The 21574-nt window shown below is 45.8% G+C and carries 14 protein-coding genes and 1 riboswitch; of the genes, 6 read left to right on the top strand and 8 right to left on the bottom strand.

Annotated features, from left to right (window positions below; translation table 11 throughout):
* Window positions 1-67 precede the first annotated feature (67 nt).
* Window positions 68-184: riboswitch (FMN riboswitch) on the top strand.
* Between the two features lie 83 nt (window positions 185-267).
* Window positions 268-936, top strand: coding sequence for an ECF transporter S component (locus tag BMW45_RS19165; RefSeq protein WP_092247715.1), 669 nt, complete (start codon window positions 268-270; stop codon window positions 934-936).
* 409 nt (window positions 937-1345) lie between these two features.
* Window positions 1346-2146 carry a CPBP family intramembrane glutamic endopeptidase gene (locus BMW45_RS19160; protein WP_092247712.1) on the top strand — a complete coding sequence of 267 codons (801 nt, stop codon included), beginning with the start codon at window positions 1346-1348 and terminating at the stop codon, window positions 2144-2146.
* 193 nt (window positions 2147-2339) lie between these two features.
* Here the strand turns inward: BMW45_RS19160 and BMW45_RS19155 are convergent, their stop codons facing one another.
* The 4 genes from BMW45_RS19155 to xylB form a co-directional block, all read right to left on the bottom strand.
* A complete protein-coding gene (locus BMW45_RS19155; RefSeq protein WP_054789381.1) occupies window positions 2340-3818 on the bottom strand; it encodes an L-fucose/L-arabinose isomerase family protein in 1479 nt (492 codons plus the stop codon).
* Between the two features lie 76 nt (window positions 3819-3894).
* Window positions 3895-4521 (bottom strand): DUF4867 family protein, encoded by a 627-nt coding sequence (locus BMW45_RS19150; RefSeq protein WP_092247709.1) that lies wholly within the window; start codon window positions 4519-4521, stop codon window positions 3895-3897.
* Window positions 4522-4539: 18 nt separating this feature from the next.
* On the bottom strand, window positions 4540-5193 hold the full coding sequence (fsa, locus tag BMW45_RS19145; RefSeq protein ID WP_092247706.1) for a fructose-6-phosphate aldolase: 654 nt from the start codon (window positions 5191-5193) through the stop codon (window positions 4540-4542).
* A gap of 32 nt (window positions 5194-5225) precedes the next feature.
* The gene (gene xylB, locus BMW45_RS19140) at window positions 5226-6749 is read right to left on the bottom strand and encodes a xylulokinase (RefSeq protein ID WP_092247703.1); all 1524 of its coding nucleotides are present in this window, start codon (window positions 6747-6749) and stop codon (window positions 5226-5228) included.
* 382 nt (window positions 6750-7131) lie between these two features.
* Between xylB and BMW45_RS19135 the strand changes: the two genes are divergently transcribed.
* Window positions 7132-7737, top strand: a complete 606-nt coding sequence (locus tag BMW45_RS19135; protein WP_092247700.1) for a sugar O-acetyltransferase — start codon at window positions 7132-7134, stop codon at window positions 7735-7737.
* 8 nt (window positions 7738-7745) lie between these two features.
* Here the strand turns inward: BMW45_RS19135 and BMW45_RS19130 are convergent, their stop codons facing one another.
* Window positions 7746-9596 (bottom strand): ATP-dependent nuclease, encoded by a 1851-nt coding sequence (locus BMW45_RS19130; RefSeq protein WP_092247697.1) that lies wholly within the window; start codon window positions 9594-9596, stop codon window positions 7746-7748.
* Between the two features lie 130 nt (window positions 9597-9726).
* Between BMW45_RS19130 and BMW45_RS19125 the strand changes: the two genes are divergently transcribed.
* Both BMW45_RS19125 and asnB read left to right on the top strand, forming a co-directional pair.
* A complete protein-coding gene (locus BMW45_RS19125; RefSeq protein ID WP_092247694.1) occupies window positions 9727-11097 on the top strand; it encodes a citrate transporter in 1371 nt (456 codons plus the stop codon).
* A gap of 27 nt (window positions 11098-11124) precedes the next feature.
* On the top strand, window positions 11125-12975 hold the full coding sequence (gene asnB / locus BMW45_RS19120; protein WP_092247691.1) for an asparagine synthase (glutamine-hydrolyzing): 1851 nt from the start codon (window positions 11125-11127) through the stop codon (window positions 12973-12975).
* 55 nt (window positions 12976-13030) lie between these two features.
* Here the strand turns inward: asnB and BMW45_RS19115 are convergent, their stop codons facing one another.
* Window positions 13031-14320 (bottom strand): FAD-dependent oxidoreductase, encoded by a 1290-nt coding sequence (locus BMW45_RS19115; RefSeq protein WP_092247689.1) that lies wholly within the window; start codon window positions 14318-14320, stop codon window positions 13031-13033.
* A gap of 216 nt (window positions 14321-14536) precedes the next feature.
* Here BMW45_RS19115 and BMW45_RS19110 point away from each other — a divergent pair, with 216 nt between their 5' ends.
* Window positions 14537-15331: a MerR family transcriptional regulator gene (locus BMW45_RS19110; RefSeq protein WP_092247686.1), complete on the top strand. Its 795-nt coding sequence runs from the start codon at window positions 14537-14539 to the stop codon at window positions 15329-15331.
* Between the two features lie 37 nt (window positions 15332-15368).
* On the opposite strand, the gene BMW45_RS19105 is transcribed toward BMW45_RS19110, so the two are convergent.
* Complete coding sequence (locus tag BMW45_RS19105) at window positions 15369-17303, bottom strand: APC family permease (protein WP_242883164.1); 1935 nt, start codon at window positions 17301-17303, stop codon at window positions 15369-15371.
* Window positions 17304-17556: 253 nt separating this feature from the next.
* Window positions 17557-21306 (bottom strand): phosphoribosylformylglycinamidine synthase, encoded by a 3750-nt coding sequence (locus BMW45_RS19100; protein WP_092247683.1) that lies wholly within the window; start codon window positions 21304-21306, stop codon window positions 17557-17559.
* Window positions 21307-21574 lie beyond the last annotated feature (268 nt).

Genomic DNA, 21574 nt, shown 5'->3' with positions numbered 1-21574 from the left:
AAAAATTGCAACAATATATTGCATTTATTTTTTAAAATGTTATAATAATTCAAGAACATTTGAATATAGTTGTCTTCAGGGCAGGGTGAAATTCCCGACCGGCGGTAAAGTCCGCGAGCGCAAATTGCGCAGAATTGGTGTAATTCCAATACCGACAGTATAGTCTGGATGAAAGAAGATGTGTTAAATAGTGATAATACACCTGTTTATTTTTAACACCTGAAAGGCATACTTTCAGGTGTTACTTATTTTTCAGGAGGCTTTACCATGAATATGACAAAGCAAACAAGTAAACTCACCCTCATGGCCATGCTTTGTGCGCTGGCCTTTGTAGCCGTTGTGGCGATCCGGATCCCTCTGATCCCCATGCTGCCTTTCCTGGAGTATGAGCCAAAGGATGTTATTATCCTCACCGGTGGCTTCCTATTCGGGCCAATGTCAGCAGCAATGATCTCCGTCATCGTGGCTTTTGTGGAGATGTTTACCATCAGCAGCACCGGAATCATCGGACTGATCATGAACGTTCTTTCTACGGTGGCATTTGTCTGTCCGGCGGCTTACCTCTATAAGAAACGCCATTCCCTTTTGGGTGCATTCCTTGGCATGGTGGCAGGTACCTTACTCATGACCCTGGTCATGGTTTTGTGGAACTACCTTATCACCCCAATTTATATGGGATATCCAAGGGAAGCCGTGGTAAAACTTCTACTCCCTGCATTTGTCCCTTTTAACCTTTTAAAGGGAGGAATCAACACAGCCCTGACGCTTCTTATCTATAAGCCGTTAGTCACCACGTTGAGAAAATCCAATCTCATGATTCCGGCTTCCACGGATGCACCAAAAAAGCGGACTTTCAATCTTGGCATGACCCTTGCTGCAGGAATCATCTTAGTAACCTGTATTCTGGCTGTCCTGGTTATGAAAGGTATTATCTAAGTCAATCGGATATTCGTGATCCGCTCCGCTGCTTACTACAGCAAGCGTGCCCCGCTTCACCGGGCATAACCTCATAGCTGCTATGACAGCTTGTCAGAGCTTACCAGAAGAGGCTTGCACCCCTACAATAAAAAAGTATTTTAAAGCACACGGCATAGTCAGTTTTGGCTATGCCGTTTTACTTTTTGTTCCAATCATACTCGTAGTTCAATCCCACTGACCCAGTTGTAATGGATTTCCACCCGCTGTCCCCATTTACCGTTGCTCTTGCCGGTAGCATGGATAATGATTTTTTCAAAACGAAAATTTCCAGCTTGTGGTAAGATGTGGTATAATGAGGCTAGAAAAACAAAGCGGGGAAAGGCGGGGAAAATTTAATGTATACTTCAAAATGTGAGGTGATGAAATCGTGAAAAACAAAAAGATCACAGTACAATTTACGATACTGACATTTGCCATAGCCTATCTTGTGTCAGGTACTTTGATTGCTCTTGGGCAATTTGGATATTCCGTTCACAATTGGGTCCACACGCTACAGCAATTCGGGATGAATATTCCATTTGCAATCTATATTTTGTCACCCGCTATTGCTTCATATATCGTTCTGAAGAGAAATAATAAAATAGCGGATTTTAAGGAATGGTTGAAAACTGTTTTTTACGCCAAAAATAACATATCTATCTATTTGTTCGTTGTTGCTGGGCTTGCACTGTATTTTTTGACACATATTGCAGTTTCGGGCCGCGTGGAAATGGTGCTTCCATTTTATACGTTCTTTCTATCCCTGCCTGGTAACCTTATTATCGGTGGCATGGAGGAATCTGGCTGGATGTACATATTACAGCCTGAGCTTGACGAAAAATATGGCTTTGTTTTATCTGCTGTTTTTGTTGGAATCATTTGGACTTTATGGCATATCCCACTCTTCTTCATTCCGGGAACGAATCACGGAGAGGGACTCATTAACTTTTGGATGTTTGCAGTCCAACTCATGGCGTTTCGGTTTTTTAACGGGGCAATCTACAAAATATCAGGAAAAGGCTGTGTGTTTATGTGCGTATTGTTCCACACCATGTTCAATGCAGCATCACCCATTTTGGGTACCACGACTATGACTTGGGCAGGAACAATTGCCGCAAATTCCATTCTTGTTCTTGTTTCAATTGTAACCGTTATGATATACGAAAAAAAGAGCAGGCGAATCGTATAAGCATTAAGGGCATTCCTTTGGAACACCTATTGTGCGTGTCATGGCTTCGCCCTGTACCTCTTAACTTAAAAGGCGGACTATCAGCTTTACACCGATAGTCCGCTTTTTATTGTCATATTCTGCTTGCCGGCTGCCCAATTTGAACGTTCCTAGATACTTCTTTATTAGGTGACAGCTAAGTCCTATAACCTTTTTAACCAAATGGGTTTTCTGATTTATAAAGCATTCCCTTTGGCTGATTAAATCCAATCTCTTCTACCCCAAGGTACTTAAATACTTCAAATATAGCCTTGCCATAATGTCCGAAAGCAACCGCTCCATGATGAGGGAAGTTCTTTTCGATCAGCACATGTCGGTAAAATCTTCCCATTTCCGGAATAGCGAAAACTCCGATGGAGCCAAAGGAACGGGTGGCTACAGGAAGCACTTCTCCCTGAGCAACGTATGCACGGAGTAAATTGTCTGCTGTGCTCTGAAGGCGGAAGAATGTAATATCACCAGGAGCGATATCGCCCTCAAGGGTTCCCTGAGTAACCTCCTCTGGAAGCGCTCTTGCCATGATCATCTGGTATTTCATCGAGCAGGAAGAAAGCTTTCTGGAGCAGGTATTTCCGCAATGGAAGCCCATAAAGGTATCCTGGTGGGTATAATCATACTTACCCTTAATATCTCCATCATACATATCGGCAGGAACCGTGTTATTAATATCAAGCAGGGTTACGGCGTCCATGCTGATGCAGGTTCCGATGAATTCACTGAGAGCTCCGTAAATGTCCACTTCACAGGAAACCGGGATGCCCATTCCTGTCAGACGGCTGTTTACATAGCAGGGAACACAGCCAAACTGGGTCTGGAACGCTGGCCAGCATTTTCCTGCAATAGCTACATATTTCCGGTATCCCTTGTGGGCCTCCACCCAATCCAGCAGGGTGAGTTCATACTGGGCAAGCTTTGGAAGAATTTCCGGCTTCTGATTACCCTCTCCCAGCTCCTTTTCCATATCCTTTACCACATCAGGGATCCTTGGATCGTTTGCATGCTTATTAAAGGCCTCAAATAAATCCAGCTCTGAATTTTCTTCAATCTCCACGCCCAGGTTATACAGCTGTTTAATCGGGGCATTGCATGCCAGGAAGTTTAAGGGGCGCGGGCCGAAGCTTATGATTTTTAACTGGGAAAGTCCTACCAGAGTTCTGGCAATGGGAAGGAATTCCTCGATCATGTCAGCGCATTCCTCAGCTGTTCCAACCGGATATTCCGGTATGTACGCTTTAATATTTCTAAGCTTTAAATTATAGCTTGCATTTAACATTCCGCAGTACGCGTCCCCGCGTCCCTGGGTTAAGTCATCTCCGCTTTCCTCTGCTGCTGCAATAAACATAACCGGTCCGTCAAAATGCTTTGCAAGAAGGGTTTCTGAAATCTCAGGTCCAAAGTTTCCTAAATAAACGACCAGTGCATCGCATCCGGCTTTCTTCACATCCTCCAGAGCCTGAACCATATGGATCTCGCTTTCCACGATACATACTGGACATTCGTAAATATTGGCGGCATCATACTTTGCATTATATGCCTCCACCAACGCTTTTCTTCTGTTCACTGATAAAGTTTCCGGGAAACAGTCCCTGCTTACCGCTACAATTCCTACTTTTATTTCTGGGATATTATTCATTCTATAACTCCTCCTGTTGTTATTTAGGCATGTTCCTTAGGATTATATGCCTGTTGATTTTATTGTTAAGCATTTGTCAAATAGACAGATTTTCTCCTGATATTCCAATATAAGCATGTTCCGGAAGTCCGCCCTCTTTGTGCCCAATGAGCCATTTGTTCTTAGCAAACAGCAGTCTGTCTTCTTCATTCACTGCTTCTCCTACCAGCTCTAAGTCAGTATTGGTATCCTTTGGCAGGATCACAACACATCGGAAACCGCCTTCCTCCGCATGGCATGGCGCATAATGAAGGGTCGTTGCATAAACCTCGATCACAGTTCCTGCCGGTACGAGGAATGCTTCCATCTTACCTGAATCGTATGTATAATCAGGGGTAATATCCTGCTGCCTTCCTAAAATCAGGATCAGATCCGTCACAGCAATATTGATCTCTGAACTTCTGTGGTATTCCACCGCATTCAGCTTCTTATTGTGGCCGTTGCAGTAACCTACCTGAATGGGCAGCTGGCCGTAGAGATTCTTTTCCATCTCCTTAGAAACCGCCAACTCCTCTAATTCTACTACCGAAGGAACATAAACCACATCTTCCGGAAGGGGCGTCTCCTTCATCTTTTCCAACAGTTCCCCTGCATCATATCCTGTAACCACTTTCCCATAAGTCTGAAAGGCAGGATCTGTCACTGGTTTGATAGTTAATCCCATGGTTTTACCTCTCCTTTTCTATTCTCCGAATACAGCCAGATAATCCTTTTTAAATTTTTCAATGCCCTGGTCTGTGAGCGGGTGGTGTGTCATCTGAACCAGAACCTTATACGGCACCGTTGCAATATCTGCTCCTGCTCTGGCACAATCGATCACATGAATCGGATTGCGCACGCTGGCTGCAATGATCTCCGTCTCGATCCCATGTATCTGGAATATCTCCATAATATCTTCAATAAGATTGATTCCCGGCATGGAGATATCGTCCAAACGCCCCAAAAATGGGGAAACATAGGCGGCACCCGCTCTTGCTGCCAAAAGCGCCTGGGCAGCGGAAAACACCAGGGTAACGTTGGTTGGGATATTTTCTGCGTTCAGTACTTTTACTGCCTTTAAGCCTTCTGCCGTCATGGGAATCTTCACGACCATGTTCGGATGGATCGCCGCGATTTCCCGGCCTTCCTTTATCATGCCTTCCGCATCAGTCGTGGTGGCCTTTACTTCTCCGCTGATCGGTCCGTCAACAATAGATGCGATTTCCCCGATCACCTGCTTAAAATCACACCCTTCCTTTGCAATCAGGGAAGGATTTGTGGTAACTCCGCAGATAATCCCCATTTCATTGGCCGATCTGATTTCTTCTACATTTGCCGTATCAATAAAAAAACGCATATCTTCACCCTCCTGTTTTCCTTTGTCTTAAATTACAAAGCTGCAAGTTTCTTATAGCTGCCCTTTAGATCCTCATACAGTTCTTTATATAACTGATGGTATTTCTTATAAAGGCCGGCCTGGTTTTCCTCCGGTCCCGTAGTCTTATCCGCAGAGATCAGGACATCACAGGCAGCTTCCACGCTCTCAAAAATACCGCACCCGACGCCTGCCAGAATAGCGGCTCCCAGAGCCGGTCCTTCTGTCTGAGCCACGGTCTTTACATGACAGTCATACATATCCGCCAGCATCTGACGCCATACCGGGCTCTTTCCGCCGCCGCCGCATGCCATCATCTCTCCTACTCGGATCCCCATTTCATTGAGGATATCATTGCAGTCGCTGAGAGAATAAGAAACTCCTTCCATTACGGCCCGCAGCATATGCTTTCTCGTATGGATGGCAGAAAGTCCAAAAAATACTCCCCGGCAGTCCGGGTCCAGATGAGGAGTTCTCTCCCCCATTAAATATGGAAGGTAAATAAGCTTATCACTTCCTGCTTCCACCTGGCTCACGTCCCGGTTGATGAGATCGTAAACATCAATCCCCTGTTTTTTTGCTTCTTCCACATAGTCCTGGCAGAAATTATCCTTAAACCACTTTAAGGACAGCCCCGCCCCCTGGGTCACTCCCATGACATGCCATGCTCCCGGTACTGCACAGCAGCAGGTATGGACTCTTCCTTTCGGGTCAATGGTAACCTGGCTGCTGTGAGCAAACACAACCCCGGAAGTTCCTATGGTGGTAAAGGCCGTTCCATCCTTCACAACCCCTGTTCCGACTGCAGCTGCCGCATTATCTCCGGCACCTCCCACGACCTTTGTCTCCTCCGAAAGTCCGGTTCTCTCTGCAATTTCAGGAAGGAGTGTTCCCGTTACTTCACAGGATTCAAAAACTTCTCCCAAAAGCTTTGGATTAATATCTAGCTTATTTAAAACTTCCTCGGACCAGCATCTTCCAGGAACATCTAAAAGCTGCATTCCGCTGGCATCGGAAACCTCAGTAGCGAAAACTCCGGTCAATATGTAACGGATATAATCCTTGGGAAGAAGGATGTGCCTGCACCGATTATAGTTCTCCGGTTCATTCTTCCTTACCCATAAAATCTTGGCTGCCGTCCAGCCGGTAAGAGGCGGATTCGCAGTGATCTCGATCCAGCGCTCTTTTGGCATAATCGAAAGCATGTCTTCCACTTCGGCTGCGGTTCTCTGATCGCACCAGATAATAGAAGGGCGTATCACCTCATTCTTTTCATCAAGCATCACAAGTCCGTGCATCTGGCCTGAGATACCGATTCCTTTCACATCCTCTTTTAAAACTCCTGACTCCGTCATGACCTGGGAAAGGGTATCAAGAACCGCATCTCTCCAGTCTTCCGGCTTCTGCTCCGCCCAGCCATTCTTAGGCTGATAAAGGGGATATTCCCTGGATGCAGAAGCAATCACACCGCCCGTTTCATCGAACAGGACGGTCTTTGTTGCCGATGTCCCCACATCAATTCCAATCAAATACTTCATCCTAATACCTCCTCGAAAGATCTCTATTCTGATTATAATATACATGCCTGAAAAAAGCGTGCGCTTATTTGTCCAAGTAGTAGCACTTTCTTGCACTTTTGCAATGAGCAGTGCGAAATAGGCCATGAAAAGATTTTCGTTGTGCTTGCACATAAGAAAATCTTCTCATGGCCTATTTCATAGGGCGAATGCCCGTGAGCGAACGAAACCGCAGGTTTCGCGAGCTGCACTGCGGACTAATGGCACATTTAACCCAACAGCCATATATATACCGTTGCCCACCGCCAATCATCTGATCACATAGACATTTAAAGATCAACAAGGTATAATAAAGAAAAAAAGAGGCTGTCTGCCCGACAGCCCCATTACCAAGGAGGTTTTCATGGATTTAAAAGAAAAAATGAGAAGCGGAAAACTCTATAATTGTGTTGATGATGCCCTGATCGCGGAACAAACCAGCTATCTGGAAATCCTCTATGACTTCAACCAGACCCGCCCATCCGAAGGCGAAAAGCGGCAGGAAATTTTAAAGAAGCTTTTTGCCGAAATCGGAAAAAACTGCTACATAGAACCCCCGCTTCACGCCAACTGGGGAAGTCACGTACACATGGGCAATGACGTATATGTAAACTTTAATTTAACCCTTGTAGATGACGCCGATATCTATATAGGAAATAACGTCATGTTCGGCCCAAACGTTGTGGTAGACACAGCCGCTCATCCCATCCGCCCCGACATCCGAAAAAGGCAGATCCAGTTTAACGTCCCCGTTACCATTGAGGACAACGTATGGATCGGAGCCGGAGCCATCATCCTTCCAGGCGTCCGGATCGGTGAAAACAGCGTAATCGGAGCCGGAAGTGTTGTGACCAAGGATATCCCCGCCAACGTGGTAGCCTATGGAAGCCCATGCCGAGTTATAAGAGAAATCGGCGAGCGGGATATGAAATACTATTTCAGAGACTGGGAAATCGATCCCGAAATATAGACTCTTCCCTAAGCCTTTCTGCTTTCAAAGTAAACGAACTTATCAATCGCATCTAAAATATCGCTAAAATCTTCCCGGGGAGCCAGATCAATGTATTGTTTTAACAGCTCCCCTTCCTGCTTTTTATATGGCCCGTAAAAAATATCATACAGGTTATGTCCCCGCATATAAATCTTAAATTCCTCCATATGGGTCTTTAAATCTTCCGGAGATTCCATATCCTTCCCTACTGCCTCCACAAACTGTTTTCCGCTCTTTAACCGGTAAAGGTATTCCTTCCATTTATCAAACAGCGTCCGGTAAAATGCATCTTCATCTTCCACCACTCCAAGCTTTGCCATGATTTTGGGATTCAGGAAATAATTTTCAAAAGAATAGTACTTTAATATAAGCACATTTTTTCTGGTGACCTTTGGAAGCTTGTCGATATCCTCCAGACTGCGTTCATCATAATACCGGCAAAGTTGGCCTGCCAGTTCCTCAGGGTTCTTTCCGTCTCCATCCCGGATCATCAGAAACTGATCCCTTAAATAAACCTGGTTCATATACTTTAAATTTGCATACGTCTTAATATTGGTACAGCTGTTGGTTGTGATAATGGAGATTCGGGATAAGTTTCCCTCCTTATCATAGATTTCCGAATAATATTTTTCCAACAGCAGCGGCAGACGGCTCTTATCCTGCTTCCCCTCCACAATAAACACAAAGCTGACCCCAAGAAGATCGTTGGCTCCATAGCCCAAATCGTCCAGAATAGCATCTATATCAGTTCTGTCCCTGACAATAGAATAACCGTCACGCTCCAGCACCACCTGCCTGATCTGGCGTCTGGTAAAATTAAACAGCATACTGGGTGAATGAGTAGTAAATATCACCTGATTCTTCTTGGATAACCGGTAAAGGATCTCACTGGATATTTTCTGAAGCTGGGGATGAAGGAAAATCTCAGGGTCCTCTACGATGACAATGCTGGGAATCCGTTTTTCATCCTCTGTATAAGTCTCCAAAAGAGACAGCATGTAAAGGCTTTTCATACCATTGCTCAAGTTGTTTATAGGGCTTAGTTTTCCTCTTTCCACATGATAAGTCTCCGCTGTTACTTTAAACAATTCACAAGGATTGCAGTTTAAGGAAAAATGGATTTCCTCATAGCCGCCGTTTTTTCTGTAATTGTCATTGACCTTTTCAGCAAAATTATTTAGGTTTAGCTGATACATCTTATATTCCAGCAGCTTAGCCGTCTCATAGATCTGCAGTTCCTCCGGCTTCTTCTGGTTAATCAGTCCGATGCATTTAAAGCACTGGTTGCATTCCCTGGCGCTGTCAAACATGCACACGTGGGTCCTTAGCTTTGAGAGCTGGTCATCCTCCTGGAAAAGCAGCAGATCATTCTGAAACTGGTTTAAATCCCGTTCCGAGTCAATGTAATAAAGCCTGGGAAAAATCTCCCTGATATACCGGTTATTCTTCCGGTATCCATCCTTAAACCGGACGACCCCGTTCCAGTTTACCTGATAGGTGAAGGTCAGGCTTCCTTCCCGGTAGGAAGGCAGCTTTGTTACAAAATCGTGGAGCCATGCATCAAACCGCTTATACTGGCTCACCACCCCTCCCCTATGAAAGGAAACCAGATCCTCCTGCGTAATTGCCAGGGTCATGGTGATCTCTATATTCTGCTTCTTCTCGTTAAAATCCTCTTCCGTAACTTCGTAGGCACCTGCAGCTGCGCGTATGGCATCTAAGACACCTGTTTTTCCCGTATTGTTCTTCCCCACCAGTATCAGGGCATTTTCCACATTTTGAATTTCCATATCCCGTATAGATTTAAAATTTTTAATATGTACCGATGTTATCTGCATAGGCCTCTCCTTTATAAAACTCAGTATAAAAGGCTGACAGGAAAATTTCAAGTTCTGCCTGAAAAAAATCACACTGTCCTTTCCTCTCTATCATAGTATAGAATATATTCTTATCACAGGAGTGGTTCCTATGTTTGATCCTTATCTGGTGCTCACACCTACGCACTATATTTATCTCATCGGCGTCATTGTGATTCTGACTGTCATGGTTCTACGAAAGGATACGCCCCTGGTCTGTATCCTTTTTCTCTTCCTCCTTGGCCTTGTAGGCCTTAAGTCCCTGACCGGAGGCATCATGACTGTATTCAACGCCATCTTGTATGCTTCCAGGGAGTTTATGGATATCATCGCCACCATTGCCCTGGTCACAGCCCTGTCCAAATGCTTAAAAGACTTAGGAAGCGACTATCTGATGATGATTCCCATGTCAAAGGTCATGAAAACTCCCACCTTTACCTGGTGGATCCTTGGATGTACCATGCTGGTATTTTCCCTCTTTCTCTGGCCTTCTCCCTCCGTGGCTCTGGTGGGAGCGATCATGCTGCCATTTGCAGTCAAAGCCGGTCTGGATCCTCTGGCAGCTGCCATGGCCATGAACTTATTCGGCCATGGAATTGCTTTAAGCTACGATTTCGTCATCCAGGGCGCTCCGTCCATTTCAGCGGCAGCAGCCTCCATTACCACCGACCAGATCCTGATCAAGGGGCGGCCTTTGTTTTTGGTAATGGGCATTGTTACCGTGGTTTCCGCATATCTGTTAAACAGGAGCGAAATCGCTGCCTGCTGTCAGGAAGTCCATATCCAGAATGCCGAAGAACACCATGATATCGGGATTGCCGCGGTTATAATGGCGATCCTGACCCCTCTTCTTTTCCTGGCCGACATCTTTCTTATGCTGGCTTTTAATTTAAAGGGTGGAGACGCCACCAGCATGGTTTCCGGCACAGCCGTCTTAGTTATGTGCATTGGAGCGATTTTAGGCTTTGGCAGGCATTCTCTGGAAAAAGTAACATCTTATGTTACGGAAGGCTTTCTTTTTGCCATACGGATCTTTGCTCCCGTCATCATCATCGGGGCCTTTTTCTTTTTAGGAGGAGAAGGAATCTCCTCTATCATGGGGGAGCAGTTCCAAAGGGGAATTATGAACGACTGGGCCATCTGGCTGGCTCACAACGTTCCTCTCAACAAATATATGGCTGCATTTTTCCAGCTGGTGATCGGAGGCTTGACTGGCTTAGACGGTTCTGGTTTTTCCGGGCTGCCCCTTACCGGTTCCCTGGCCCATACCTTTGGGACGGCAGTGGGAGCTTCGGTTCCTATTCTGGCTACCCTGGGACAGATTGCCGCAATTTTCGTCGGCGGAGGTACCATCGTCCCCTGGGGACTTATCCCCGTTGCAGCCATCTGCAGTGTTAATCCCCTGGAGCTTGCCAGAAAAAATCTTCCTCCGGTTATGATCGGTTTTCTTGCTACTTTTATTGCTGCCTGTTTCCTTTTATAGATAATCCAGCTTTAAGGAGGGATTTCCATGTGTGGAATTGCTGGTTTTTACAATCCAGATCACGATTACCAGAAAGATAAAGCCTATTATGAGAACATCCTGGAACAGATGTCAGAAACCCAAAAACACCGGGGACCTGACGATTCAGGGATCTGGCTCTTTCCTCAGGGAGGTATGTCTCATGCCCGTTTATCTGTCATCGACTTAACAACCGGCCGCCAGCCCATAACAAAAACCGAGGAGGGTAAAACATTTGGGATTGTGTACAATGGAGAAATTTACAATACCAAGGAGCTTCGCCGGGACTTAGAGGAGCGGGGCCATTCCTTTTCCACCACCTCTGATACAGAAGTGATTTTAACCGGATATATGGAATATGGGCCTGATTTTGCGAAACAGTTAAACGGTATATTTGCCTTTGCCATCATGGACCCATTCCGGGAACGCTTATGCCTTTGCCGGGACCGTTCCGGCATAAAGCCTCTCTATTACACCATACGGGAGGGAGAAATTATCTTTGCTTCGGAGCTCAAAGGAATCTTTGCATATCCGGGCGTACGTCCTGTTTTAGACCGGAAAGGCTTAAACGAGGTTTTCTCTCTGGGACCGGCTCATACCTCCGGCTGCGGAGTTTTTAAAGGAATCAATGAAATCCTCCCGGGCCACATGCTTCTCTGTTCTAAAGACGGCTTCCACTTAAAATGCTATTGGAAGCTGGAAAGCAGGCCCCACGAGGACAGCTATGAGGAAACCATTGAAAAAACCTCCTTCCTGGTTCAGGATTCCATCCGCCGGCAGATGGTTTCCGACGTTCCTATCTGCACATTTTTGTCAGGAGGGGTGGATTCCAGCCTGGTTTCGGCAGTCTGTGCTGCAGAACTGAAAAAACAGGGCAAACAGCTTACTACCTTTTCCTTTGATTTCATCAACAATGATAAATTCTTTAAAGCCAGCACCTTCCAGCCCTCGCAGGACCGCCCCTTTGTGGACCAAATGGTTAAATTTTTAGATTCCGACCATCATTATCTGGAATGTGACAATGGCACCCAGGCAGACCGGCTTTATGACTCTGTCCTTGCTCATGACCTTCCGGCCATGGGAGACATTGACTCCTCCCTTCTCCACTTCTGCTCCATGGTCAAACAGTTTAATAAGGTGGCTTTAACAGGGGAGTGTGCAGATGAAATATTCGGAGGATACCCCTGGTTTCATAAGGAAGAATGCTTTAAAGCTCAGACTTTCCCCTGGACCATGGACTTAGGAACGCGCAAAGCCATCTTAAAGGATGAATTTCTGGATTATCTTAAAATGGATGAGTATGTTATGGAAGCTTACGAAAAGTCTGTGGCGGAAACTCCCGTCCTTTCTGAGGATAATCCAAAAGAAGCAAGAAGAAGAGAGATTTCTTATCTGAACCTCCGCTGGTTTATGCAGACCTTATTAAACCGGATGGATCGTGGCAGCATGTATTCCGGCCTCGAAGCCAGGGTACCATTTGCAGACCACCGGATCATCGAGTACGTGTGGAATGTCCCCTGGGATATGAAAACAAGGGATGGGGTGGTAAAAAGTCTCCTTCGCCAGTCCGGAAGGGGGCTTCTGCCTGATGAGATCCTGTTCCGCAGGAAATCTCCGTATCCCAAAACCTATGATACCAATTACGAGACGCTTTTAGCCAGACGGGTAGAGGAAATGATAGCTGGCGGTTCCGCTCCGGTTATGGAATTTTTAGACGAAAAGAAACTGGAAAAACTCCTGGCCAGTCCTTCAGATTACGGAAAACCCTGGTACGGACAGCTCATGGCTGGTCCCCAGATGCTCGCCTATATCCTTCAGATCAACTACTGGCTGGAAAAATATCATATCTCTGTGGAATAACATCAAAGAGGTGCAAAAGTCTCCCAAAAGACCTTTGCACCTCTTTATTAATCCTTTATTCAATCTCTTCCAGGATTCTTCCCATATCTGACGTATCGCCAATGAGTATGGCGCCCGTCAGCTTTCCTTCTACAGAGTAATACACCTTGTAAAGCTTCTTATCTCCATCCTCTTCCCGGCGCACCTCATAGGTTCTTCCAGGGTCCTTGCCCGGGTCACCCACCGCAAATAAGGAAGTATCCATGCCATTAAATGTGAGAGCTGCTGTCACGGTTTTATAGGTAATCCTTTCTCCGGCGGCATTAGCTCCTGCTGCCTTACCCATCTCCACGGCCTGAGGCCAGATAGCATAATTGATTCCTTCATATTCCGCACAATCCCCGCACGCATATATGCCAGGTACCGTGGTTTCCATATGCTCATTAACGATTACTGCCCGTCCGGATTTAGCCCCCGCTTCTTCTGCCAGAGATACATTGGCCCGGACTCCTGCGGATATGACCACCAGATCTGCCGGCAGAACTGTACCATCCTTAAGGCGGACACCGGTCACCTTCTCTTCCCCTTCTATCTCCTGGGTAACTGCCTGGAATTTCACATCGATCCCCTTTTCCAGTATAATGGATCTTAAAAACTCACCGGCTTCCTCATCAAGCTGGCGCTTCATGAGCTGGTCGCCCTGCTCCAATATCGTCACAAAAAGACCTGTCCTTTTTAATTCCCAGGCTGCCTCCAGCCCCAGCACGCCGCCGCCAATGACCACGGCCCGCTTTGAATCGGAAAGGAGGGAATTAAGCTTCTCTATATCAGAAAGCCGGCGTATGGCGACCACTTCATTTTTTTCGCTTCCAGGTATCGGAGGAATGAAGCATTCCGATCCCAATGCATAGATGCATTTGTCGTATTTAAGCCGGATTCCATCATCAAAGGTGACTTCCTTTTCCCTGGTATCGATCTTCTCCGCCTGTTTTCCCGTAAGGTTTAAGATTCGTTTCTCTTCGTACCATGCCGGATCATGAAGAAGTAATTCTTCTCTTTCATCCTTTCCCATCACGGATTTCGTCAGCATAGGCCTAGAATAAGGCAGGCAGTCCTCTTTCGTTACCATGACAATGGAACAGGTGGAATTTCTTTCACGAATCGCCTCAGCCGCACTGACACCAGCCGCACCATTACCAAGTATGAGGTATAACTCCTCCGTGTTTTTATGGTAATTCCTTTCTTCCTCCTCATAAGGGACAAAATTTTCCGGTCCTACACCGCATACCGGACAAACCTCATTTCCCTCCTCAAATACGGCACCGCATACCAGGCATTTAACCATTTTCTTCTTACCTTCTCCCATGTAAAAATACCCCCTTCTCAAGCTTCTTTTGTAAGTACAAGCTTTATTTCTGCTTCTATCATAACATAGTTTTTTACGATTTCAAACTTCTTTCCGTTAATAATTCGTAAGCATAGAAAGAAAACCGTAAAGCTGAAAATACGTGTTTTTATGGTAAACTATCTACGTAAGCAAGTTTTGACCCGTTTGAAATGCGGACTGTAAAGAGGAATCAAAATGAAAAAATACACCATTGGAGAAGTTTCCGACCGTTTAGGTCTAAGCCGTGATACCCTTCGCTTTTATGAAAAAAAGGGAATCATACAACCGGAAAAGCAAAAAAATGGTTACCGAACCTATACATATGAAGATATTAAAAAACTTTCAAGCATCATGTTTTACCGCAGACTAAACTTCAGTATCGAGGATATCGGCCGTATCCTGTATAAAAGCTCCTTTCCTTCCTACTGCTCCATGATTCAGGAAAAAATTACTGAAGAAAAACAACAGATGGAAAAGCACCGGCAATCCCTCATCCATCTGACTCATTTGCAGAAACACTATAAAAACGTAGAAAAATATTTAAACCGTTATGACCAAAGGCCCATGCCTCCCCATTACCAGATGCCGGATAATCACTTCATCAATCAAGAAGGTATCTCTGATTTATGCTATATCTGCCAGGAATATGGGATAGAGGAGAACCAGGCGAACCAGATAAACGAATTCTTCATGATCGCTGAGGATACTGCTTCCATTATGAAATTAAAACAGGCATTAAACGGCTATCCCTTACTAAAGCAGGAACGCTGTGTATATACCGTGGTTGAATCAGAAAGCCCTGTTTTAGTATCACAGGCCGTTTTAGACGCGGCTGACTGGGCAAGACAAAAAGGATATTCTCCTCTCGGAGTTGCCTACAGCGGGCACTTATTAAGCTGCGCCTTTAAGGATACCGCAAAAGAAAATCAGGAAAAAATGGCAGATACACCTATCAATTACATTGAAGTGTATCTGCCGATTCAGGCATAAAGGCTTTACTGCATGTTCTTTATGTTCTTTATGTTCTTTATGCCCTTCCTTTTTCCGTATTTTCGTCTATCTGCTTTGGAGCAGGCTTAAATGCCGTACTGTAAATATATGGGACCAGAACCATAGAAACATTTCTGTGCTTTCTCAGCCTCTGAATTATGAAATAAGTGGTCTGGTTATGAAGAATATTGGCAAACCAGCTCTCTTCCATAAAACGGGACATAACCACTGTGATCATTTCTCCCGGAAGCAGATCGGCTTCTTTTTTGCTGATATACTCTTCCACCGGTTCAATAAGCTCCCGGTAAGGAGACATGATGACCTCAAGAGGTATATCAATTCCTGTTTCCCTCCATTTTTTCTGAAGCTGCTGACTTTGTTTCTCATCTGTAGCTATGTGCAGAGCAACCACATTGGTAGTGATTAAATTTGCATAATTTAACGCTTTCAGCACGGACCGGTTAATTCCTCCAGTCAGTACAATGCAAAGATTGGTGTCATGACTGGTGCTTTTGTGATAATGGGACATAAAGTCGTTTACTACCAGCTGCCGGCCGACAAACTGATAGTGAGTTTCAATACGGTGCATAATATAAACAAGAACCGGTATGAGAATGGCAAGCGCCCAGGCACCTTGTGAAAATTTAGTCACAAATACAATGACTGTTCCCGTAGCCGTCATAATTGCACCAAGGCCGTTTATACACATTTTATACCAATAGCCATTTCCTTTCACCCGGATCCATCTGGCCAGCATTCCATACTGGGACAAGGTAAATGACAAGAAAACTCCGATGGCATAAAAGGGGATCAGATAATGGGTCTCTGCTTTAAATACAATCAGCAAAAATGCTACTGCAAAAAAGATGAACATAATTCCATTGGAAAAGCTGAGCCTGGTCCCGCGGTGCATGAATTGACGGGGCACAAATCCATCCTCCGCGAGGATCGCCAGCAACGTAGGCAGACCGTTATATGCAGTATTTGCAGCCAACAACAAAATAAGGGAGGTTGCAAACTGTAGAATATAAAACATTGGCCCTGGTCCAAACACTGCCATGCCAAGCTGGGAGATCACCGTCTTTCCCTCTAAAGGAATGATATTTAAAGAAGTAACCAGCAGCACCGAACCTCCGAGAATGGTGATAATGATCCCTACCAGAATAAAAAGTACACGTTTGGCGTTCCGCTGTGACGGTTCACGAAAGCTTGGAACCGCATTGCTCACGGCTTCCACTCCAGTGAGGGCCGAACATCCGGAAGAAAAGGCTCTGAGCAGCAGGAACAGTGAGATCGTTCCGGCTCCGCCTGCAACAGGCTGAATCGTTTCTGAATAATGGACTGGCGGTAAATTCCCCGTTATCAGCCTTACAAATCCGGTTGTAATAAGTACCAGCATAATAATGATAAAAACATAAGTAGGAGCTCCGAATAGCTTGGAAGACTCCTTCATTCCCCTTAAATTAAGGAGTGTAATGGTACATAGAAAAAGCAGGGCAAACAACAAGCGGTAATCTGCAAATTCCGGAAAAGCGGAAATGAGGGCTGCCGTTGCAGCAGAAAGGCTGACTGCTACCGTCATTACATAATCAATAATCAGGGCTGAGGCGGCTACCATTGATGAGCCTCTTCCAATATTTTCAGAAGATACGATATAGGCGCCTCCGCCATTAGGGTAGTTAGCAATAATCTGCGAATAGGAAAAAGCTAAAACTAAAAACAGCAGTATGATCGGTAATGTAATATATCCAAGGTAATGAACCGCCGACAGTCCCAGAACCGGAGCCAGAACCAGCAGCATTTCTTCAATTGCATACGCCACTGAGGAAACCGCATCACTTGACATAATGGGAACTCCCCAAAGGATCCCCATCTTTTCGCCTTCCAGATCATTGCTTCTCAATGTATTTCCCAACAATATATTTTTTATCTTTCTCTTTGAATGCATATCCGTATGTCCTCTCTGATACATAATCCTCTTTCCTTAATTTTAGTAATGCCAATGATCTCAATACTATATAAAAATACACCTGATGAATCATAGGCTTAAATTTATGGATTGTCAAGCGAGAATACATCTTTCGGCCGTTAAAAAACGTTACGATTTTAACCGGCTAAAAACAAAAAGCGTTTCTTCCCCGGATGCCATCCGCAGAAGAAACGCTTTTTGCTTTGTATTACTATATTTTTATGAATGATTTCTACATACAGGGAACTGCCTAAGCTCACTGGAAATATTTCACACCGGATTCAAAAATCTTCATATCCTGCTCACCGTAAATGTTCATGGCCACCGATTCGCCGCGTCGTTCGGAATGAGCCATCTTGCCCAGGATCCGCCCGTCAGGGCTTGTAATGCCCTCAACCGCCATGAAAGATCCGTTAGGATTCCAGCACTCATCCATGGTAGGGCATCCCTTGTCATCCACATACTGAGTAGCTACCTGTCCATTGTCAAACAGACGCTTGATCCATTCCTCCCCTGCAATGAACCGTCCTTCTCCATGAGAAGCCGGATTGCAGTAAACGCCTCCTAATTCTGCCCCTGAAAGCCACGGTGACTTATTCGTCACCACCTTTGTATAAACCATCTTGGAAACATGGCGGCCAATGGTATTCATCGCCAGCGTAGGGGAATCTTCCCTTTGCTCTGTGATCATTCCTTCCGGCACAAGCCCTAGCTTTATTAAAGCCTGAAAGCCATTGCAGATTCCTAACATCAGGCCATCCCTTTCATTTAACAGCTTCCCGATTTCCTCCTTGATCACCTGATTCCGGAATAGGTTGGCAAAGAACTTGGCAGAGCCATCCGGTTCGTCGCCTGCGGAAAATCCTCCGGGAAACATGACGATCTGGGCTTTGGATATTTCCCTGCGGTAGACTTCCACCGATTCCCTGATATCCTGGGCCGTTAAATTCCGAAACACCTTTGTCACCACATTGGCTCCTGCTCTATTAAAAGCTCTTTCACTGTCGTATTCACAGTTTGTACCAGGAAACACCGGAATAAATACATTAGGCTTTGCTACCTTATTCCTGCAGACATAAATATCCTTTGTATCATAAAGCCGCTCTGAAACAGGAGTCTTTTCTGCCCCTGACACCGTTGGGAATACATCTTCCAGTGGTTTAGTCCATGCGTTCAGCGCCTCATCTATGGCAATGGCTGTGCCGCCGTATTCAAACACGCCCCCATCAGTGACTTCACCGATGACAGTATAGGAGACAGTCAGTTCCTCAAGCCTTTCTTCCGGAACTTCACATATCACATCTCCCCAGCCGGCCTTAAAGAATTCACCTGGGTCTACGTTATTACTGATCCTTATGCCCATTCGGTTTCCAAAGGCCATCTTGCTGACCGCCTCACAGATCCCGTGGCTCTCTACGGCATAGGCGGATAGGATGCGCCCTGCGCAGATATCTTCAAACAACGCTTCATAGCCTTTCATGACCTGGCTGTATACCGGAAGATCATAGGAATCCTTTACAATCCGGAATACCACGATCTTGCTTCCCGCCTTCTTAAATTCCGGCGTAATGACATGCTTCCCTTCTGCAACATCCACAGCAAAGGAAACAAGGGTGGGCGGCACATCAATGTCACGAAAGGTGCCTGACATACTGTCTTTTCCTCCGATGGAAGGAAGCCCAAATCCAATCTGGGCGCTGTATGCCCCAAGGAGGGCGGAAAAGGGCTGGCTCCAACGCGCCGGATCATCAGTCATCCTGCGGAAATATTCCTGGAAGGTAAAGCGGATTCTTCTGTAATCGCCGCCTGATGCCACGATTTTTGCAACAGAGGACAATACCGCATATACTGCGCCATGATAGGGGCTCCAGTTTGACAGATAAGGATCAAAGCCGCAGCTCATCATAGTTACGGTATCCGTCTTTCCATGAAGCACCGGAAGCTTTGCCACCATGGTCTGAGTCTCTGTCAGCTGGTACCTGCCCCCATAGGGCATGAACACGCTTCCCGCCCCTATGGAACCGTCAAACATTTCCACAAGACCTTTCTGAGAGCAGACATTTAAGTCAGAAAGCAGCTTCAGCCAGGCTTCCCTGACATCTGCGATCTCCTGTCTCATAAATGCGCCTGGTTCTCTGTCAGGGACTTCCACAACAACCGAGGCTTCCTGATGGGCTCCGTTAGTATCCAGGAAAGCCCGGCTGATGTCTACAATGGCCTTTCCTCTCCAATTCATCACAAGCCTTGGCTCTGACCTTACCTCTGCGACTACTAATGCCTCTAAGTTTTCCTCTGCCGCATAGGCCAGGAACCGGTCTGCATCTTTTGGATCAACCACAACCGCCATGCGTTCCTGAGACTCAGAAATGGCAATCTCCGTACCATCCAGTCCTGCGTATTTCTTCGGAACCTTATCTAAATCGATCAGCAGGCCGTCTGCCAGTTCTCCTATGGCAACCGACACTCCTCCCGCACCAAAATCATTGCATTTCTTAATGAGCCTGCTCACTTCTTCTCTTCGGAACAAACGCTGTATCTTTCGTTCTGTAGGCGCGTTCCCCTTCTGGACCTCTGCTCCGCAAGTCTCAATGGAGGCTTCCGTATGGACCTTGGAGGAGCCGGTGGCTCCGCCGCAGCCGTCCCGTCCGGTACGGCCCCCAAGGAGAATGATCAAATCTCCCGGATCTGAAGTCTCCCGGATGACATTTTTTCTTGGGGCAGCACCTATGACGGCGCCTATTTCCATTCTCTTTGCCACATAATCCGGATGGTAAATCTCCTTTACATATCCGGTTGCCAGTCCGATCTGGTTTCCGTAGGAACTGTAGCCGTCTGCAGCTCCTGTCACGATCTTTCTCTGAGGAAGTTTTCCCTTTAATGTTTCGCTCAATGGCTTTGTTGGGTCAGCTGCTCCTGTTACCCGCATAGCCTGATATACGTAAGTGCGGCCGGAAAGGGGGTCACGGATCGCTCCTCCAAGGCAGGTTGCCGCACCGCCAAAGGGCTCGATCTCCGTAGGATGATTGTGGGTTTCATTTTTGAAATTCACCAGCCATTCCTCTTCTACACCGTCAATCAGGACCGGGACCACGATGCTGCAGGCGTTGATCTCATCGGATACTTCCAAATCCTCCACTTTTCCCTCCATGCGTAGCTTCTTCATCGCCAGGAGAGCAAGATCCATAAGACACGCAAACTTACCGTCTTTTCCCTTTAAGACCACCTCCCGGTCTGCCAGGTACTGTCTGTAGGTATCCTCAATGGGTTTGCGGTAATCTCCCGAACGAAATGTCACATCCCTTAATTCCGTCTGGAAAGTAGTGTGGCGGCAGTGATCCGACCAATAGGTATCAAGGACCCTTATCTCTGTCATTGACGGGTCTCTTTGTTCTTCCTTTTTATAGTAATTCCGGATATGAAGAAAATCCTTAAAGGTCATTGCCAGATTTAAGGACTCATATAGTTCCATTAATGCATCTTCTGTAAGATCCGTAAAACCATCAAACATAATCACATCTAAAGGAGTATCAAACATTGCGGCAAGCGTCTCCGGCTTTCTTTCCTCTGCTTCTCTGGAATCCACGGGGTTGATGCAGTAGGATTTGATGTCGGCAATCTGGGCATCTGTAAGTACGCCGGAAATCACATAGGTGGTTGCGGACCGGATCACAGGCTCTTCATCTTCTTTTAACAGCTTTACGCACTGCTCTGCGGAATCAGCCCGCTGGTCAAACTGGCCCGGTAAGTACTCTACGGTAAAAAACACATCCCCTTCCTCTTTTGGGAAAGCCTCTTCATAAACCTCATCCACGGGAGGCTCTGAAAATACAGCGGTAAGAGCCAATCCATAAACTTCGTCGGACAGGGCCTCCACATCATAGCGGATCAGCACCCTCACACCGGTCACCGTATTGATACCAAGATAGCCTGCAATTTCTTCTCTTAATTCCATCGCCTTAACGGCATAGGCCGTTTTTTTCTCAACATACACTCTTCTTACACTCATATTTTCCTCCTTGCAAAAACTCCCCATGGTTTATCAGGACAGGAATTTCCCTGTTATTCTCGTGTATTAATCATACCACAAGTTATATAGATTAGAGAAATTAATATATCTTATGTTATTAATCAGTATAGTTAATATAATTGATGCCATCGGCAGAAGAAAATCATTAGCCAGCCTTATGTTTCATCTGGTCTCCTTCCCCTTCGACGCAATTTGACAAAATTCGACATTTTTTATAAAAATACTTGAAAATTTGAAAAATTTGAAC

The organism is Lacrimispora sphenoides (assembly GCF_900105215.1).
Taxonomy (GTDB): domain Bacteria; phylum Bacillota; class Clostridia; order Lachnospirales; family Lachnospiraceae; genus Lacrimispora; species Lacrimispora sphenoides_A.
Note: the sequence above shows the minus strand (reverse complement) of the source record. Positions and strands in the feature narration are given on the sequence as shown.

Coding starts and splice junctions, on each gene's coding strand:
- BMW45_RS19165 (WP_092247715.1), top strand. CDS start 268: ATGAATATGACAAAGCAAACAAGTAAACTCACCCTCATGGCCATGCTT.
- BMW45_RS19155 (WP_054789381.1), bottom strand. CDS start 3,818: ATGAATAATATCCCAGAAATAAAAGTAGGAATTGTAGCGGTAAGCAGG.
- BMW45_RS19150 (WP_092247709.1), bottom strand. CDS start 4,521: ATGGGATTAACTATCAAACCAGTGACAGATCCTGCCTTTCAGACTTAT.
- fsa (WP_092247706.1), bottom strand. CDS start 5,193: ATGCGTTTTTTTATTGATACGGCAAATGTAGAAGAAATCAGATCGGCC.
- xylB (WP_092247703.1), bottom strand. CDS start 6,749: ATGAAGTATTTGATTGGAATTGATGTGGGGACATCGGCAACAAAGACC.
- BMW45_RS19135 (WP_092247700.1), top strand. CDS start 7,132: ATGGATTTAAAAGAAAAAATGAGAAGCGGAAAACTCTATAATTGTGTT.
- BMW45_RS19130 (WP_092247697.1), bottom strand. CDS start 9,596: ATGCAGATAACATCGGTACATATTAAAAATTTTAAATCTATACGGGAT.
- BMW45_RS19125 (WP_092247694.1), top strand. CDS start 9,727: ATGTTTGATCCTTATCTGGTGCTCACACCTACGCACTATATTTATCTC.
- asnB (WP_092247691.1), top strand. CDS start 11,125: ATGTGTGGAATTGCTGGTTTTTACAATCCAGATCACGATTACCAGAAA.
- BMW45_RS19115 (WP_092247689.1), bottom strand. CDS start 14,320: ATGGGAGAAGGTAAGAAGAAAATGGTTAAATGCCTGGTATGCGGTGCC.
- BMW45_RS19110 (WP_092247686.1), top strand. CDS start 14,537: ATGAAAAAATACACCATTGGAGAAGTTTCCGACCGTTTAGGTCTAAGC.
- BMW45_RS19105 (WP_242883164.1), bottom strand. CDS start 17,303: ATGTATCAGAGAGGACATACGGATATGCATTCAAAGAGAAAGATAAAA.
- BMW45_RS19100 (WP_092247683.1), bottom strand. CDS start 21,306: ATGAGTGTAAGAAGAGTGTATGTTGAGAAAAAAACGGCCTATGCCGTT.